Genomic DNA, 17172 nt, shown 5'->3' on the forward strand with positions numbered 1-17172 from the left:
CATGGCCCGGTGGCGCTTCGCTTACCGGGTCTACAAAACAAAGAAATGCACAGATGCCAGGATTGGTGGCGCCAGTTATTATTGTTAATGCATTCCGACTTAAATATTCACCTGACCCTTCTTTCCATTCCTACGCATAACGGGTTAAGGCTCCATATCAAAATGTTATTACAGAGCATATAAAGAAAATTTATGCATCATATCCAGCATTTTTGAAAACTGATTGAACATGCTCCGTCAGTCCAACAAGATCTTCATAGGCGATTGGGCCAAAATCAGGATAATGGTTTTCAATATACTCGTTAACATCTTCCATACCTTCACTGACTCTGAGATTCTTAACAAATGTAGGCAAAATACGATGATTAACACCAGTACCATATTCTTTCGGATGATGGGTCATACACCACTCAACTTTACCTTTATATGATTGAATCGCATCTTCCAGTAAGGTAATAACTTCTGGAACCTCTTTTTCAAATCGAAAACTGGTATAAGGAGGGTACTTAGAGCGATCAATTTTTTCAAAATGGTCATTTATCCATTCATCTTCGATACGGCTCTGATAATGTAACCACTCCAGTTTTCCAAGAGAACCAATGAAGTCCAACAAGATAGTTTCTTTCTTACCTATCGGAAACATTATTTTAACCCCTGTAATTTATCAGAGATCGTAACACTTCCCTGATTTATAGATTTGATATGTTTTTCCCAATCTCCTTTAGGAATCGGTTTTAAGGACACTCTTGGATCGTAAACATACTGACCATCGGTATAAACCTGATGGAAAGCTTGTTCATGTACAATTTTTCCATTTTCATACACATTTAAATTGTACGGAGTCGTCGGCCTTGCTTCAATAATTTTCCCGTGCCCGCCAGCTGCATCGAGAAGCTTAGGTGCGATATCTGAGCAATCCGTACAATCTGTATTGCCTATCCAGGCAATAAACTTAGGTTCGTTCATTTTTTCAATAACACTCTGATTGGCTGGATAACCGGGATTTTCAGGGCGAACATTTTCAAGGCCGGGGATCTTCTCGTTCTGATAGAAAAGATCATCCATTGAAGGAGAATCCGGAACCGGCGTAGTTGTCGTCCAGCCATTATTGTTTGACGCTCCATCACCGTTGGTATTACCAGTATGATTTATCCCTCCGGTTGCTACACTATCATTCCCTGTGTTGGAGGGCGTATTTCCGGTTACAGTCTGGTCTCCACCAGTGTTTGATGGTCCCGGGTTGATGACCTGCGTACCACCAGTACTGGTGATCGTCTTACCTGTCAGGGACTCATAGGCCGCTTTCTGAGCATCATTTAACTGACTGAGCTGGGAAGGATCATTGAGCGAGGCCACATAGATCAGATGCAACTGCTCATCTTGTGACAATGTATCCATTGCTGATGTGGATGCACCAATCCCCAGTAAAGCACCCAGACCACTGGCAACCAGGCGATCACGGCAAGCAGAAATTTTCAGACATCCCTGTGCAGCCAGTTTACCGCCCTGTATAACGACACTCAGCGAGTTATTCTCAACCTCCACCTTCGCCGTTTCCGACGCCATCGCCGCCATGGAGACGCTACCATCCGTCACCGCAGCGCCCGCCAGACCACCCGCGATACTCACGAGACTACTGACCAGCCGTTTCTCCTCTGGCGTCAGGTCACTGGATTTTTTATCTCCATACAGCGCACTGACCAGATGGTCGGTCATCGCCGAGGCCGTGATGGCCCCTATAGCACCGGCCTTCAGGCCATCCGTACTGCTCCCGCCACTCAGCTGCGTCAGCGCCGCCGCCACAATACCGTGCAGCGCGGCACGGGCTGTCGGGTCTTTCTGCTCCTTGACCAGGGTCGCCAGCAGAGGGGCCGCCCCTGCTGCCGCGCCTGCCTTCAGGTTACCGCCAAGCGCACCTGCCAGTAATCCTGCCGCTGCGCTGCCCTTCGTCCAGAAGGCACTCCCCGGGCCGTACTCGGTATTCTGATATCCGGGCTGCGTCTTCAGGAACGCTTCCTGCTCCTGCGGCGTATCGCCCCGCAGTTTTCCTTCAGATGCCAGCTTCGCGCCCAGCGCCGCATTGGATTCCCGCGCTTTCTGCTCCGCATACTTGCCGTAAGCATCCAGCGCAGAGGTGGCCAGCGCCGCGCCTTCGCTCTGGACCGCCAGGTTATCCCTGACCTTCTGCACATCACCGTTCACGTCCACGCCGTGGTGGGCGTCAGCCGTATCACGGCTCAGGTCAGCAATATCCTGTTTCTGTCCCGCCGGGTTGCGAATGACAATGCTACCGCCACTCACCGCTGATGAGGTCGTGCCGGTGTGGCTCTCTTCTGCCTGGCCCGTACCGATGGCCGGTGCCAGGTTGCGGTTTTCACCGTTTCCGCTGCCGCCCGCGCTGCCGGAAAGCGCCACCGTATAGCCGTTGCCGCTGGTCTGGCTCTCGTTGTGGAGATTACTGAAACCCAGCGTACCCGTGTCGAGGCTATTTTTATCTGCAGACGCCGTGGATGCAATCACCGCGCCGTCAAGCTGGGTATGATTTCCGGTGGTGACAGCAAAGCCGCCCTTGCCTGCGAATATCCCGCTCTGTTCAGCAACGCTCTTACCATTCTGGGTGATATTCTCACCCGATGCACTGACGCTACCGGAAGAGGCACCATAACACAGCGGCGGTATGCACAGGCTGAGGGACGCGCCTGACGAAGACTGCTTGCTGTCATAACTGGCCGTATCCTGCACGCTGCTGATGGTGAGATCGCGCCCGGTGTTGACCACCACACGGTTACCTTCCAGCTCCGCACCTTTCAGGGTGGTGTCGCGCCCGCTGTTCACAGTAAGCTGTTCATCAGCATGGACAACGCTGTTCGTATTGCGCTGCGACTGGCTGTTTTCCTTACCCTTATGCTGTGACGCTCCCAGTTCCACCGAGATGCCGTTTTGCGCACCAATCAGGCTCACACCGACACCGACGCTGAACTGGCTGCCGCTGTTTTTACTCTCAGAGTGGGTTGTGTTCTGGGAGGCAGACAGCAGAATATCCCGCCCCGCATCCAGCGCCACGTGTTTACCCGCGATCTGTACCCCCATACCGGCAATGTCATTTCCGGCACGAACAGAGACATTCTCGCCGGCATTAATGGTGGTGCCCTGCGTGTCCGTACTGTGGTAACGACTGTCCTGAGATGACGTCCCCGCCGTTAAAGACACTTTAGCCTTGATGAGCGACGAGTCCGACATAGCGCCCTGCGCCGCGGTTGCCGCCGACTGGCCTGTTCTGATGGCGGTCAGCCGTGGATCATCGCCGTTTTCTGCGCTGCGGGCAGCCGTCTCAGCGGCTTTAGCAGCCTCAACAGCCCAGCCGCCAGCAGATGCCGTCACACCATACTGGGCGCTGCTGCTGTGGTTTTCACCGTCACGGGTATCCCGGCTCACCCCCATGAGGACATTTTCGCCACTGAGTGAGACCGATTTACCGGCACGGATATCCGTACCTGACAGGGAGAGATCGTTACCGGCCTGCGCGACAACGCTACCGTTTTTGCTGCTTAGCTGGCTGCGCAATCCGTTTTCGAGGCTGCTATCTTCCCGACTGCTGTTTTTTTCATGACGGTAGCCTGCCGTGGCGCTGTAACCATCGCCGTCCAGCGTTCCCAGCAATTTTCTGCTGCCGCTGCTCTCACTGCGCGATGTATCGCGTCCGGCAGAAACGGATATATCCCCATGTGTGGCTGACAGCAGAAGATCGTCCGTGGCGGTCATCAAGCTGCCGTTGATATTCACGCTGCCGTCACGACTGTTAACGTAAATATCTGAGCCCTGAATGACCGACGCGTTTTGTGTGGTTCGGTTGCCGCTACTGTTGCTCTCCGCCTTGCTCATCCCGCCCGGCAGGAGCTGATTGCCGTGGGAACCTCCACCCGAGATGGCGCGAACAGCACTTCCGGCACTCAGGTCGCTCGAAAGATTCCAGCCGCTATTTTTAGTGCTGCTGCCGTATTTTTCGCTGTCTGTGGAGGTGGTGATATCAACGTCGCGTTTCGCATCGAGGATCACCGTTTCACCGGCCTTAGCCTGGCTTCCGGCAATCAGGATATTGCCGCTGTTGCTGCCTCCCTGTTTACCGGTGGCAGTCATCTGGATATTGCCTGCGGCGGCAAGATGGCTGCCGCTGTTAAACTCGCCCTCGTAGTGCGACTCAGAGGAAGAGCGGGTGCTTCCAGCGGAAATAGCCATCATCTGGCCTGGTCCGTCAAGCGCGAGCGCACCGCCTTCCGCCCCCAGCCCCTTCACTTTATCGACGGTGCTGTTGCCACTGTTGCCCTTACCACGAACGATATCGCGCACGTTACGCACAGTGTCTTCAAATGGCGCTTTCACACTGACCGTGACGCCAGACGATTTGGACTCCTGCTTCATGGACTCAGTGGTCGTATCCCGTCCAGGAAGGATGGCAATGCTGTCGCCAGTGATATCGATATGGCCGGTTTTGCGGGAGGAATCATCCTTCGCTCTTCCGGCAACCACATCTGCCGCGCTCAACTGGACGTCATTTCCGGCGCTGATGATGACATTACCGCCAGCAGTGCCCACCGTGCTGCGGGCATCGCTCTGCGTTGTATTTGCCCCCTGTCGGGTGCTTTTTGAAGACTGCGACCCGATGGTGATACCCAATCCCGACCCGCTGGAGAAAACGCCGGATTTCTTCGTCTTCTTCATGTCGTAGTACGTGTCGGTGTTGGTTGCTGCCTCCACGGTCAGATCATTTCCAGCCTTCAGGGCCACATCGCGCTCAGCGGCAACTGATGAGCCCTGCACCGTCAGGTTGTTACCAGCCCGGAGAGCAACGTTGTCGCCGGAAAGCTGCGTACCTTTCTCACGCGTATGCGTCTCTTCGTGGATGGTGTGAGTGGTTTTCTTGCTGAGGAACCCACCGGACGTCTTTTTCTCCTCCCGGTACGCATAGTCACTTTCCGTCGCAGTGGAAAGGGTGATATCCCGCCCGGCGGCCACGGCTGTATCGCCTGCGGCATAGACATCTGCAGCCTGTGCCGTTACATCCCGTCCGGCGATAACAGTCACATTCCCGCCCGCAGTGATGTCGGTTCCCGACTGGCGAACCGACTCGTTAATCACTTTTTTACGGCCTGATTTATAGCTGTCGCCCTGCGTGGTCTCTTCCGCAGCCAGATTCACGTCGCGACCCGCCTGCAGCCCGACGCTTTTCTCCGCCGCCAGCGCGGCGGCCCGGGCGTTGATATCCTGCCCGGCCTTCAGGACCAGGTTATCGCCTGCGGAAATCGTGGTGCGGTCAAGTCCGGTGCTGTGGGACTCGCTTTTCCCTTTCCGGCTGCTTTCGCTGGTCTGTGCCGCGTTCAGGTTCAGATCGTTGCCCGCACTCAGCCCCGCGCTGCCGCCCGCCTTCAGGTCGCTGGCGGTCACGTCAAGGTTGTGCCCGGCATTCACCAGCAGGTTGCCGCCCGCACTGACGTTACTTCCCTGATACGTGACGGAGGAACGGCTGGTTTTCTCCCGGCTGGAGCTGAATGCGTCGTTGATCTGATTCGCGTTGACGGCAATATCGCCCCACGCGTTCAGCAGCATATCCCCGCCGGAGGCCAGGTTCGCCCCGGTGACGGTGATGTTTTTTCCCGCCTCAAGCGACAGGCCATCCTGCGCGGTAATCGACGCCGTGTTGCCCAGCAGGGTGTCCTTCAGGCCGATGTTGCCGTACTTCCCGCCGGCGTTGATATCAATCTGCTCAACCTGCGTCAGGTTGTTGATGCTGCCGTCCAGGCTCTCCAGCGCGACCGTTTTGCCGCTGATGGTGGAGCTGATGTTATTGATATCGCCGATGGCGCTCAGGTTCAGGTCGCCGCCCGCTTTCATCAGGCCGTTACTGAGGTTGCTGATGCTGTTCTGGCTGTCGAGCGTCAGGCTGTTTTTCGCCAGCAGCGAGCTGCCGCCGTTGGTGATGCTGCCGCCCTTCAGGGTGACGTTGTTGCCCGCGATCACGCTGCCGTTGTTGACGGTGACGTCCTTCGGCGACAGGTAGAGTTTCGGCACCATCACCGTTTCGCCGTTGACGGTGGCTTTCTCCCACCACAGCAGGCTGTGGTCGAGCGCGGCAATCTGATCGGCGGTCAGCAAGACGCCAAACTGCAGGCCCAGCGACTGCTGCGCCGCCGCGGCGTTGTCCATCAGGTAGCGCATCTGATCCAGATCGGAGCCGATGCCGTTCAGGTAGCGGTTACCGGTCTGGTTGAGTACCACGTTGGAAACATAGCGGGTATCGAACGCCGCATCGCCGAGGAAGCGGTAGTCGTAGTCCGGGTTCAGGTTGAGGCGGCCCAGCATATAGGACGAGCCGAGGAACTGCTTCTCGTCGGTAAACGCCAGCCGCGTCTCCTGCGGCGCCGTGGACGACGGTTTGATCCCGAGCATCGCGTTCAGGTCGGCAAACAGGGCGGGATCAAGCTGTCCGAGACCGTTCAGTTTCGGGTTGATGCCGATCAGGTACGGGCTTTTCGGGTTGTCGGAGAAGACAAAATAGCCGTTGTTGCCCGACGGCAGCGGGTAAGCGCTGGTATCGACGCGCTGGCCCTGATAGTGCCCGACGGCGCCGCCCTGAGCGGTTCGGAGATCGGCGGTGGTGACCCCGGCGTTCGCCAGCGTGCCCAGCTGGCCGAGGTTCGCATCGCCTTTCTGCGTGGTGGCAACGTTGCTGAGAGGCGTGCCGGACGCGCCGCCGTTTTCCAGCGCGCCGCCGCCGTTAAGCTGCTGCAGCGCCCCCTGGAGCCGATCGTTCCACTGCGGCGAGGTCACCGCCACGGTTCCGGCAGCGCTCAGCCCCTGTTTTTGCACACCGCTGCCGATGGTCTGGTTGCTGAGGGTGTTCAGCGACGGGGTGGAGATAACGTTGCTGACGCCGCCTGCGTTGGCGGTGGTACTGGTGTTGCTGATGTTGCTGGTGAAGTTCGCGGTGACGTTGCCGCCCGCCTGGATGACGGCGCGGTACGTACTACTTTCACCAGTATATTCCGTTTTTTGTTCGCCTAGTTTATAGGGTACCCAGCTACGATATTTTCGCTGGTCATCATCCCACCAGTACCATTTACCCTCACCGTATGACGACAACGGTGTCCATTTAGGGTCAGCACAATCTGAGAAAAACCACTCGCAATGATACTCTGCCTGCACGTAGGTAATACGTCGACCGGCTTCGGCTGAGAAATTGTTTAATGTCCCACCAGAAAGGGAGATATTACGCCCCGCCAGAATATTACTCGCGCGGTTATCCAGGGTTCCGGCATTAACAGTGATATCACGTCCAGCGGTGATACGAGCCGCACCTCCTGTAGCTGAAGCCTCTACGACTGACTCGCTGAGGATAAACTGCCTGATATCTTCTCCGAGAAGACGATATACAATCCCACGTGTACACTGCCCGCTGTTATTGCCCCCACCTGCCCGACATTCTTCATATTCATCAAACACCACGTTAGTGCCGTTGTGCTTCCACTCTTCCAGGCTGATTTCAATATCGGGTTTCTGCTTACCGTAATAGGAACCATGCAAATAAGGTGACTGCTTCGGAATGGCATCCGGGTATTGCTGCTCACGCTGATTAACGACCAGCCCCTCTGCTTCATTGCGCAGATATGCTGTTTTGATCGTAATATCCCCACCCTGCGTCTCAATATTCCCCGACGTGTTCACCACCTGGCTGTTCGCATTCCCCGCCGCATCACGCTGCATCCACAGGTTGTTCCCCGCCATGATGTCGCCGCGCCGGTTGGTGATGCTGTCGGCATAAAGCGCCAGGTTATTCGCCGCGTACAGCAGCGCGGTGTTGACGATGGAACCCGGTGCGCTCAGGGTCAGCGAGCCGCGCGTGCCGGTGAAGCCGTCGACGGTAATGTTGCTCCGGCTGGCGACGGTGATGTCGCCCCCGCCCTGCACCGTGCCCGCGGCGTTCAGCGCCACGCTGCTGCCGGAGAGCGTGCTGGTGCCGCCGCCGGTGGTGATTTGTCCGTTGTTGCTGAGCTGCCCGCCCGCGCTGAGGTTAACCGTCTGCCCCTGCAGCACGCTGCGGTTATCGATGTCGCCGCCGCTGCTGATGGTCAGGGTTCGGCCTGCCGCCACGGCGGTCCGGCTGGTAAACGCGTTCGTCAGCTGCAGCGTTAAGTCCCCCAGGGAGACCAGCTGGCCGGTCAGGTCCAGCCCCCGGCTCTGCAGCCACAGGTTGCCGCCGCTCAGCAGCCTGCCGCCCGCGCTCTGGGTCACCTGGTCCGCGTCGATATTCAGCTGCGCGTTGCCGAGCAGCGTGCCGCTGTTGTTCAGCTGGCCGTAGTTAACCGTCAGCTGTCCCGCCTGGGTGGTGCCCTGGCTGGCGAAATTGGTGCCGGTCAGGGTGGCGCGATCGGCCACCCACGTGCCGCCGTTAGTGGCGTTTGCCGCATTCAGGATCAGGTCGGTGGCCTGCAGCCAGCCGGTGCCGGTGAACTGCGGCGTGCCGAGCGTCAGGCGCGCGCCGGAGAGCAGCCTTCCGTCGTTACGCGCCTGGGAGGAGGCGGTCACGCGCGTCTCGCCGCCGCCCTGAATCAGGCCGTAGTTAAACAGCGCGGGCGTGGTCAGCGTCAGGCCATCGCGGCTGACGATTTCGCCCCCGCTGCTGTTGGTCAGCGTGCCGCTGAGGGCCAGCGTCGCGCCGTTATCGCCCTGCAGACGTCCGCCGTTGGTGAGCGCCCCGGTGGTGATGCCGAGCGTGCTCCCCTGCATTCTGCCGTCGCTGGTGACGGAGGCCGCCGTGACGTTCAGCGCCCCGCCGGAGAGCAGGGTCCCGGTCGACTGCTGGCTGACCGCGCCGGTCTGGCTGAGGGTCAGGCCATTCACCCCGCTGATGGCGCCGCTGTTGCTGAGCGTGCCGCCGGTCAGCGTCAGGTTTTTCGCCGCCCACTGCCCCTGGTTCACCAGCGTCGCGGCCTGCAGCGTGGCGCTGCCCAGCGCGGTGATCTTACTGCCCGTGGTTCCGGTGAGCGTGTCGGCCAGCGTCATCTGCAGCCCGTCGGCGCTCTGCACCGTGCCGCTGTTGGTGAGCGACTGCGCGTTAAGCAGGATGTTCTGCGCCTGCCAGCTGCCGGCGTTGGTCACCGCCCCGGAGGCAATGGTCAGCGCGCCCTGAGTGAGAAGCCTGCCGCCAGCGCCGTTAATCAGCGCCTGCTGCGGCGCGGCCATCGCCATGCGCGCCATCAGCCGCTGCTGCCCCTGAACGGTCAGGCTCTGCAGGCCGGTCAGGGTACCCTGGTTGTTAATGCTGTCCTGGCGCAGCGCGAGGGTGTTCCCCTGCACGGTGCCGCTGTTTTTAAGGGTGCTGCCGCCGAGCGTCACGTCCCCTTCGCTGAGGAGCTGCCCGCGGTTATCCAGCGTCTGTGCGGTGATATCCGCCCGCCCCTGGCTCATCAGCGAGCCGGACGAGGTCAGCGTGCCGCCGGTCGCGGCCGTCAGCGCCCCCTGGCTGAGCAGGGACCCGCCGTGCGTCCAGTCGCCGGTGGCGCGGATGTCCGCGCCGTTCCCCTGCAGCGTGCCCTGCGTAACCAGCTGGCCTGCGTCCAGCGTCAGCATGCCGCCGGAGAGGGTGCGCGAGGCCGCGCCCGTGGTCAGCGCGGTGCCGGTGAGCGCCAGGCCGTTCGTTCCCTGCATCAGCCCGTCGTTGCTCATCTCGCGGGCGGTCAGGGAGAGCGTGCCGCCGGTGATGCGCCCCGGGTTCGCCAGGGTGTCCGCGGTGAAGGTGGTTGCGCCGCCGCTCTGCAGCAGCCCGGTATTGGTTAACGCCCCGCCGAGCGTGCCGCTGAGCCCCGTCAGCCCGTTCACCGTGCCGCTGTTGGTGAGGGTGGTGCCGGTCATGCCCAGCGTGGTGCCCTGCAGCGTACCGGCGTTGGTCAGCTGTCCGCCCTTCAGCGTGAAGCCGCCGCCGGAGAGCCATTTGCCGTTCAGCGCGTTGATAAAGCGGTCAGCGGCGGCGTTAACCGCGCTGCTGCCCTGCATCAGGCCGCTGTTGCGCAGCTCCGTCGCGCCTGCGGTCAGCGTTCTGCCCGCCACCGTGCCGCTGCTGGTCAGCGTCGTCGCGTGAAGCGCGGCATCGCCGGTGGCCACGATGTTCCCGGTATTGCTCAGGGCGTTGCCCAGACCCAAATCCAGGTCCTGCGCCTGAATATCGCCCCGGTTCGTCAGGTCGCTGCCCCGGAGGGTGAGCCCGCCGTTCACCAGCAGCAGACCGGCGTTATCGAGCGTGTCCAGGGACAGATTCAGGCCGCTTCCGCTCACCAGCTGCCCGGTGGCGCCGTTGCTCAGCGCGCGGGTGGTCAGCGCCAGCGTGTCGTTGCCCTGCAGCATGCCGGTGTTGGTCAGCTGCGCGGCGTTCACCGTCAGCGCTTTCCCCGCCAGCCGGCCGTCGTTAAACAGCTGCGCCGCCGTCAGCGTGAACAGGTTCTGGCTGAGCAGGGCGCCCGTGTTGTCCAGCCTGCCGGTCGCGGCAAGCGTCAGGGCGTCCAGCGCCTGAACGCTGCCCTGGTTATTCAGGCCTGCGGCATCCAGCGTGGCGCTGCGCCCCTGCAGGCTGCCCGCATTGCTGAGCGTGTGTCCGCTCAGGGTGAGGGTCTCACCGCCCGTCACCTGCCCCTGAGCCTGGTTCGCGAAGGTGTTGCCGGACCAGGCCAGCGTGCTGCCGCCCTGAAGCAGGCCGCTGTTCTGCAGGTCGCCCCGCAGGGTCAGCACTTTCGCCAGCAGCTGGCCCCGGTTATCGGTATTGCCGGCCTGAACGTCCAGCGCCTGCTGGCTGAGCACCTTACCGCTGTTGGTCAGCGCGCCGGTCACCGCCGCCGTCACGCCCGCTTCCCCCAGCGCGTTACCGGTGTTCATCCACTCGCCGGTGGCCAGGTTCAGGGTGTTGCCCTGCATGAGCCCGGCGTTGTTAAGGGTGGTGTGGTGCAGGCCGAGCGCGCCACCGGAGAGCAGCATGCCCGCCTGCAGGTTGCTGAGCTGTGCCCCCGTCGCCGTCAGCGAGCGGGTTCCCTGCAGCGTGCCGCCGTTGGTCACCGACGCGCTGTTAAACTGCGCGTCGGCACCGGCCATCAGCCCGCTGTTGGTCAGGCTGGCGGCGGTCAGCGTCAGGCCGTCCCGGGCAATCACCCGGCCGCCCGCCTCGTTGCTGACCTGACGGGTCAGGTTCAGCAGCAGCGCGGTGGCGCTGAGCTCGCCGCTGCTGGTAAGGGTGTCGCCGCTGAGCGTCAGCGTTCCGCCGCTGCGCAGCGCGCCGCGGTTAGTAATGTCTGCCACGCCGAGCGTCAGGGCCGCGTCCCCCTCGACGGTGCCCTGGTTCTCCAGGCTGTCCGCCGTGATGTGCAGGTCGCCGGCGGCAATACTGCCCGCGTTAACCAGAGTAGTGCCGTTCAGGGTGAGCCGGTCGTCCGCCAGCAGGCGTCCGCTGCTGGTCAGGCTGAGGTAGTCGCTGCTCAGGCTGACGCCGTTGATTTCACCCTGGTTGGTCAGCGTGTCGCCTTTAATGCGCAGCGTGCCGTCGGTGGTGATAAGCCCGCCGTTGGCCAGCACCGGAACGTTCAGCGTTAAATCCTGCGCGCTGTAGACCGACCCGCCCGCGAGGTTCGCGAGTGACCCGGTCTTCAGGCCGAGCAGGGTGGTCCCCTGCAGCAGCCCGCCGTTCTCCACCGAGGCAGCGTCCAGCGAGAGGATACCGGCAATCAGCGAGCCGCTGCTGGTGATGCGCCCGGGGGCCGTCAGGGTCATGCGGTCCGCTTTTGCGGCGCCGGACTGGAGGATGTTCTGTCCGCTGAGAGTAATGGCGCCGGCGGTGAGCTCCCCGCCGCTGGTCAGGTCGCCGGTCGCGTTAAAACTCAGCGCGTCACCGGTGGATTTCCCGGCGTGCGCAATCGTGCCCGCCGTCACCGACAGGGCGCCTTTCGCCGCCTGGGTGCCGTTCAGCGCGGCGTTCTGCGCCTGCAGGGTGAGCCCCTGCCCGCTCTGCAGGTGCGCGTCCCGGCCGGTGGTCAGGTCGCCGGCGCTGACGGTGACCGCCCCCGCCGCGTCCGTCTGCCCGTTCAGGCTGGCGCTGCGGGTCGCGGTAATCTGTATATTGCCCTGGCTGGTCGTGCGGGACGCCTGACCGCTGGTCAGGGTGCCGGCCTGCGCCGTCAGCGCCGTCGCGCCGGACAGGGTGCCGTTCTGCTCAAGCGCGCCTGCGGTCACGTTCATCGCGCCGTCAGCCAGCAGGCTGCCGTCGTTACGCAGGGTCTGCTGCGCCGTGACGTTCGCATTGCCTTTCGCGCTCAGCGTGCCCCGCTGCGCCAGGGTTCCGGCGCTTAACGTCAGGTTGCCGGCGCTCTGCAGGGTGCCGTTATTGGTCACCGTCTGCCCCTTCAGGGTGACGTCGCTGCCCTGCGCCGTGCCGCCGTTCGTCAGCTCTCCGGCGTTCACGTCCAGACGGCCTTTCGCCGCCAGCAGGCCGCTGCTGGACACCCTGTCGCCGGAGAGCGCAATGTCGCGCCCCGCATTCACCTGCCCCTGGTTACTGACGGTGCTGCCCGTCAGGCGGATATCGGCCGCGGCATCGGCCCGGCTCTGGCCGTCCAGCACCAGCTGCCCGCCGCTCAGCGCCAGGCTCTCCCCTGCCGAGACCGCACTGCCCGTGGATGACAGCGTGCCGCCGCTGCTGAGCGTCGCGCGGGTATCGCTTCCGCTGCGGGTATTCGTCAGGGTGATATCCTTCCCGGCCGCCACGCTGAGCTCGCCCCTGCCGGTGACGCTGCCGCCGCGCTGCGTCAGGCTGCCGCCGGTGGACAGCGTGGTGTCGCCCTGGCCCGTCAGCGTGGCATCCGAAAGTGCCACTCCCTGCCCGCCCGCGACGGTCAGCGCCCCGCCCTGTGCCGACACGCCGCCACCGTTGACGGTAAGGGTGTCCTGACTGTTCAGCGTCGCCGCGCCGCGGGAGATAAGGGAGGTATTGCTGAGCGTCATCGCCTGCCCGCTGCTGACCGCCAGCGCGCCCGCGCTGTTTGTCCCGCCGCCCGTCATCTGCACTTTCCCCGCCGCGGAAAGGCGCATGTCGCCCTGGCTGGCGAGCGTGCTGTTACTGAGCTCCACATCCTGCGAGCTGGCCACGTTCAGCGCGCCCCCGGCCTGATGGCTGCCGCTGAGGGCCACCCCCGCGCCCTTCGCGCTAATCGAGCCGCTGGCGAGGCTGTTCCTGACCGTCAGTTTCCCGCCCGCATCCAGCTGAATGTCGCCCTGGCGCGCGGTGAGGTTGCCGAGGTTCACCCCGACGCCCGCCTCGCTGGAGACCAGGCGGATACGGTTCGCATACATCCCGCCGAGCGCGCCGGTATCCACCGCCACCACGGGCGCGGCGCCCTCGCCGGCAACCGGCCTGACGCTGCCGTCGGCGCCCACGCGGTTCGCCCCTGCGGTCACCGTCAGGTCGTTCGCATGTATCGCGGCGTTCACTTCCGTCGCGCGCGCAATAATCGACAGCGCGTCGCTCTTGCTGGCGTCCAGCCCCTGGCCTTCAACCGTGATGGCCCCTTTCGTTACCTCCAGCGCCAGCAGGTTACCGCTGGCGTCAAACTGCGGCTTGCCGGTGGTCAGGGTGACGTTCGGGGTGTTGATAAATCCGCACCCGTTACAGGTAATGCCGTACGGGTTGGCCACCATGACGTTTGCCGCCTTACCGGCGACTTCCGTGTAGCCCTGCAGCTGCGAGCGGCTGGCGCCCGTGACTTCGTTGATGATGCCTTTCGCTTCCCGCCCGGCCTGCAGGTTGGGGTTGTTCTGGATAAGCCCGCCCAGCTGGGTTTGGGTTAAACGGTCCGTGCCGTTATTGAGGATAAGCCCCTCGTTGCCGACGTTATATTCACCGAACTGGTTATGCGAGATGCCCGCCCCGTTCGGGGTGGCAATGTTGACGACCGGCACCCCGTTCCCGGCCCGGTCGACCGTGGTCTGCCCGGCCGGCGTGAGCGCCGCCGCGACGGCGGGTGCCACCGGCTGCCAGACCATCAGGCCGCAGACAATCCAGCTGATCAGACGCTGCGAGAAACGAACGGGTGGGTGACGGGTATCCATAGTCGTAGAGTCTCTTAAAGCATGAAGGCAATGCGCCAGTTAACGCTCACATGATCCGGGCCGAGCCAGTCGGGGTAGCGCAGGGGCGTGCCGACCGAAATCTGGCTGCTGTACCCGCGTCCTGCGCTGCTCAGCCCCACCGAACCGCCCCACAGCGTGCCGGAGGCAAAGCGGTCCTGACGGTCTTTTTCCAGCCAGCCGCCGTCAACGGCGACCGTTGCGCTTACCGCGCCAATCACCGGGAGGGTGAAGAGGGAATACCCCAGCTCGTTACGCCAGTAGCCGCCGTTGTCCCCGGACAGGTACTGCTCTTTAAAACCGCGCACGGAGCTTTCCCCGCCGAGCGTCAGGCGCTCGGCGCCGTACAGCCGGTCGGGCGACCACTGGCCGTAGGCGCTGGTCAGCCACCACGCGTTACGGGCAACAGGACGCTGGAAGCTGGCGTTCAGGCTCCATTTACGGAATTCCGCCCGCGGCATATCCCCGGATTTATTTTCATCGGTTTCGGCATTGAACCACGGCATGCCGTGGCTCCAGGTCGGGTTGAAGGTCGCCACGCCGCCCAGCATTTTTTGCGTGTGGGTAATTCCCAGGACCAGGCTGGAAAGGTTGCGCGTGCTGCTCTTAAGCGGCGCGTCGTTGAGCCAGTTGCGGCTGGAGCGCTGGACCACGCCCGCCGCAATGCCGGTTTTGACATCCCCGTTGCGGAAAACCACCCAGGACGCGTTAAGGCGGTGGGTTTTCGTATCGCCCGTGGAGAGCCAGTTGAAGCCCTGGTTACTGATGGTGGTCCGGTAGTTACTCCAGGCGTAGCTGTAGTCCAGCAGTCCGTAGCCAGACGGCACGCTGACGCCCGCCTGGAAATTCTGCGCATCGTACGCGCTGGCAAAATCGCTGCTGCGCCCGCCGCTGACAAACCATTTATCCGCCAGCCCCAGCATATTATTGGCGGTGAGCACGCCGTTAAGCTGGTTTTCACCGGTGCTCTTCTGGCCGCTATTATCCAGGCTCACGGATGCACTTAACGGAAATTCCGGCTTGCCCGTGAGATTAACGATGGAATATCCGGCCTGCGTTCCCGGCAGAATTTCAATCTGAACCGGTTCGGCGCGCAAACGGTTAATTTGCTCCATCCCCTGTTCGATATCGCGTAAATTAAGGATGCCGCCTGTCCGTCCCGGAAACGCCATTTTCAGCATGCGCGGCGTTTCACCTTCCAGACGGATCGCTTCCAGCCGTCCTTCCAGCACCACAATATTCAGCTGGCCGCCGGAGAGATCCTGCTCGGTAAGAAAGGCGCGGCTGGTGATATATCCCCGGCTGATATACCAGTCAGAAATACGGGCGAGAAGCTCCGTTATTTTCGCCATATCCAGACACCGGCCCTGCCACGGCGCAACCAGGGCCTGCTGCGTTTTCGGGGAAATGAGGGTCGCGCCGGAAAGGGTAATGGTATCAATGGTGAAGCAGGGCCCGGCGCCGGCTGCAGGCAGAGGCCTGTCAGGCGCGGGACGAGGAATACTCCGCTCCAGCTCTTCACGCTGTTGCTGGTTCTTTAATAACAGTTCCTCCTGCTGCTGACGCACGGTGTCCCGGTCAGCAGGAGTAAGGGGGGCTGCATGGCTCAGAGAGCAAAAAAATAACGAGCAAAAAAAGACGGCTTTGCTGTAATAGCGCATATAAAGGATAATATTTTTTTGGTTTTCTTAATTATGCCAGCTCTGACGCAATAGAGAATAGTCTCAAAAAGAGGGCTACTATAATTGGTAGTAGTATTTGCGTTAAGTCTAAAAAAAATAAAAAGCCGTGATAAAGAAGAGTGTAATTTCTGAAAGTTTTATTATTCGATCATGGTTCCTTCTTTCACAAAATATTAACTAACCTTCCCAATAATGAGATGTAAACGTCAGCGAGTAGTGCTGATTAAATTACCCGTTACACTCATCGTGCTGCGAACTCTGATGGAGTCTGATATTTCAGTGCTGAATATGGGGCTCGCGCGATAACGTCTTTGAAGTTATCAATCAACAGCATGACGATATCTGTATGGGAAAGCGTGGACAGGATAAAAACAGGCAAAGGAAGATAACATCAGGAAAAGCTGGAGCGGGCGAAGGGAATCGAACCCTCGTATAGAGCTTGGGAAGCTCTCGTTCTACCATTGAACTACGCCCGCTTTGAGGTGCGTATGGCATTATAGACCTTACGCACCTTCATACAAGCCTCTTAACAACTAACCGGCGATAAAATAATCACTTAGCACTTCGGTTTGCTGCCGGGCACAGGCAGATAACGCTGCGGATCGATGGCCGTCGCCTTATAGCGAATCTGGAAATGCAGCTTCACCGCGTCCGTACCGGTGCTGCCCATGGTGGCAATTTTCTGCCCGGCTTTTACGTTCTGCCCGTTGTTGACCAGCATCGTGTCGTTGTGCGCATAGGCCGTGATGTAGTCTTCGCCATGCTTAATCATGATCAGGTTACCGTAGCCGCGCAGCTGGTTACCCACGTAAACCACCTTCCCGGCCCCGGAGGCATAAACCGGCGTACCGCGTGCAGCGGCGATATCAATACCCTTGTTGCCACCTTCAGAAAGTGAGTAAGGGGCGACCACTTTACCGCTGGCAGGCCAAATCCAGCAGCGCTGTCCAACCGGCGGCCATGATGATTGCGGCACCTGATAGGACGGCGTCACTTTGGCGGTTTTGCCTTTCGAAGAGGATTTTTTGCCCGAGGACGATCCGCCGCTAACCTTCAGCTGCTGCCCCACCTCGATGGTGTAGGGCGGAGAGAGGTTATTCAGCCGCGCCAGATCCTTCACGCTGGTCCCCGTTGCGCGCGAAATCCGGTACAGCGTATCCCCGCGCTTAACGGTATAGACCGAACCGGAATAGCTGCCCATATCCGAAGATTTGCTCCCTGAACAGCCCGCCAGCAATAGCGTCAGCGTCAGGCAAAAAATGGCGGTGATGGGGTTTCTCGTCAGGCTTCCTGCAAACAAAACAGATCCTCGGTCAGCGTGAATGGCGCACTATGA

At 60.9% G+C, this 17172-nt stretch carries 4 protein-coding genes and 1 tRNA gene; all 5 read right to left on the reverse strand.

What is annotated here, in order from left to right; all coding sequences use genetic code 11:
- Positions 1-190: 190 nt before the first annotated feature.
- The 5 genes from EnteroDNA1_RS09990 to actS all read right to left on the reverse strand — a co-directional run bounded on the left by EnteroDNA1_RS09990 (position 191) and on the right by actS (position 17136).
- Entirely contained in the window at positions 191-643 is a 453-nt protein-coding gene (locus tag EnteroDNA1_RS09990; RefSeq protein WP_033146464.1) for a hypothetical protein, read from the reverse strand.
- Positions 643-14136 (reverse strand): hemagglutinin repeat-containing protein, encoded by a 13494-nt coding sequence (locus EnteroDNA1_RS09995; protein ID WP_083239551.1) that lies wholly within the window; start codon positions 14134-14136, stop codon positions 643-645. Before EnteroDNA1_RS09995 ends, EnteroDNA1_RS09990 begins: the two co-directional genes overlap by 1 nt.
- 14 nt (positions 14137-14150) lie before the next feature.
- Complete coding sequence (locus EnteroDNA1_RS10000; RefSeq protein WP_069303273.1) at positions 14151-15815, reverse strand: ShlB/FhaC/HecB family hemolysin secretion/activation protein; 1665 nt, start codon at positions 15813-15815, stop codon at positions 14151-14153.
- Positions 15816-16238: 423 nt separating this feature from the next.
- Positions 16239-16312, reverse strand: a tRNA-Gly gene (locus EnteroDNA1_RS10005).
- Between the two features lie 80 nt (positions 16313-16392).
- Positions 16393-17136 (reverse strand): amidase activator ActS, encoded by a 744-nt coding sequence (actS, locus tag EnteroDNA1_RS10010; protein ID WP_064673270.1) that lies wholly within the window; start codon positions 17134-17136, stop codon positions 16393-16395.
- Positions 17137-17172: the final 36 nt, after the last annotated feature.

It is taken from the genome of Enterobacter sp. HK169 (assembly GCF_001719105.1).
In the GTDB taxonomy this organism is placed as follows: Bacteria; Pseudomonadota; Gammaproteobacteria; order Enterobacterales; family Enterobacteriaceae; genus Enterobacter; species Enterobacter asburiae_B.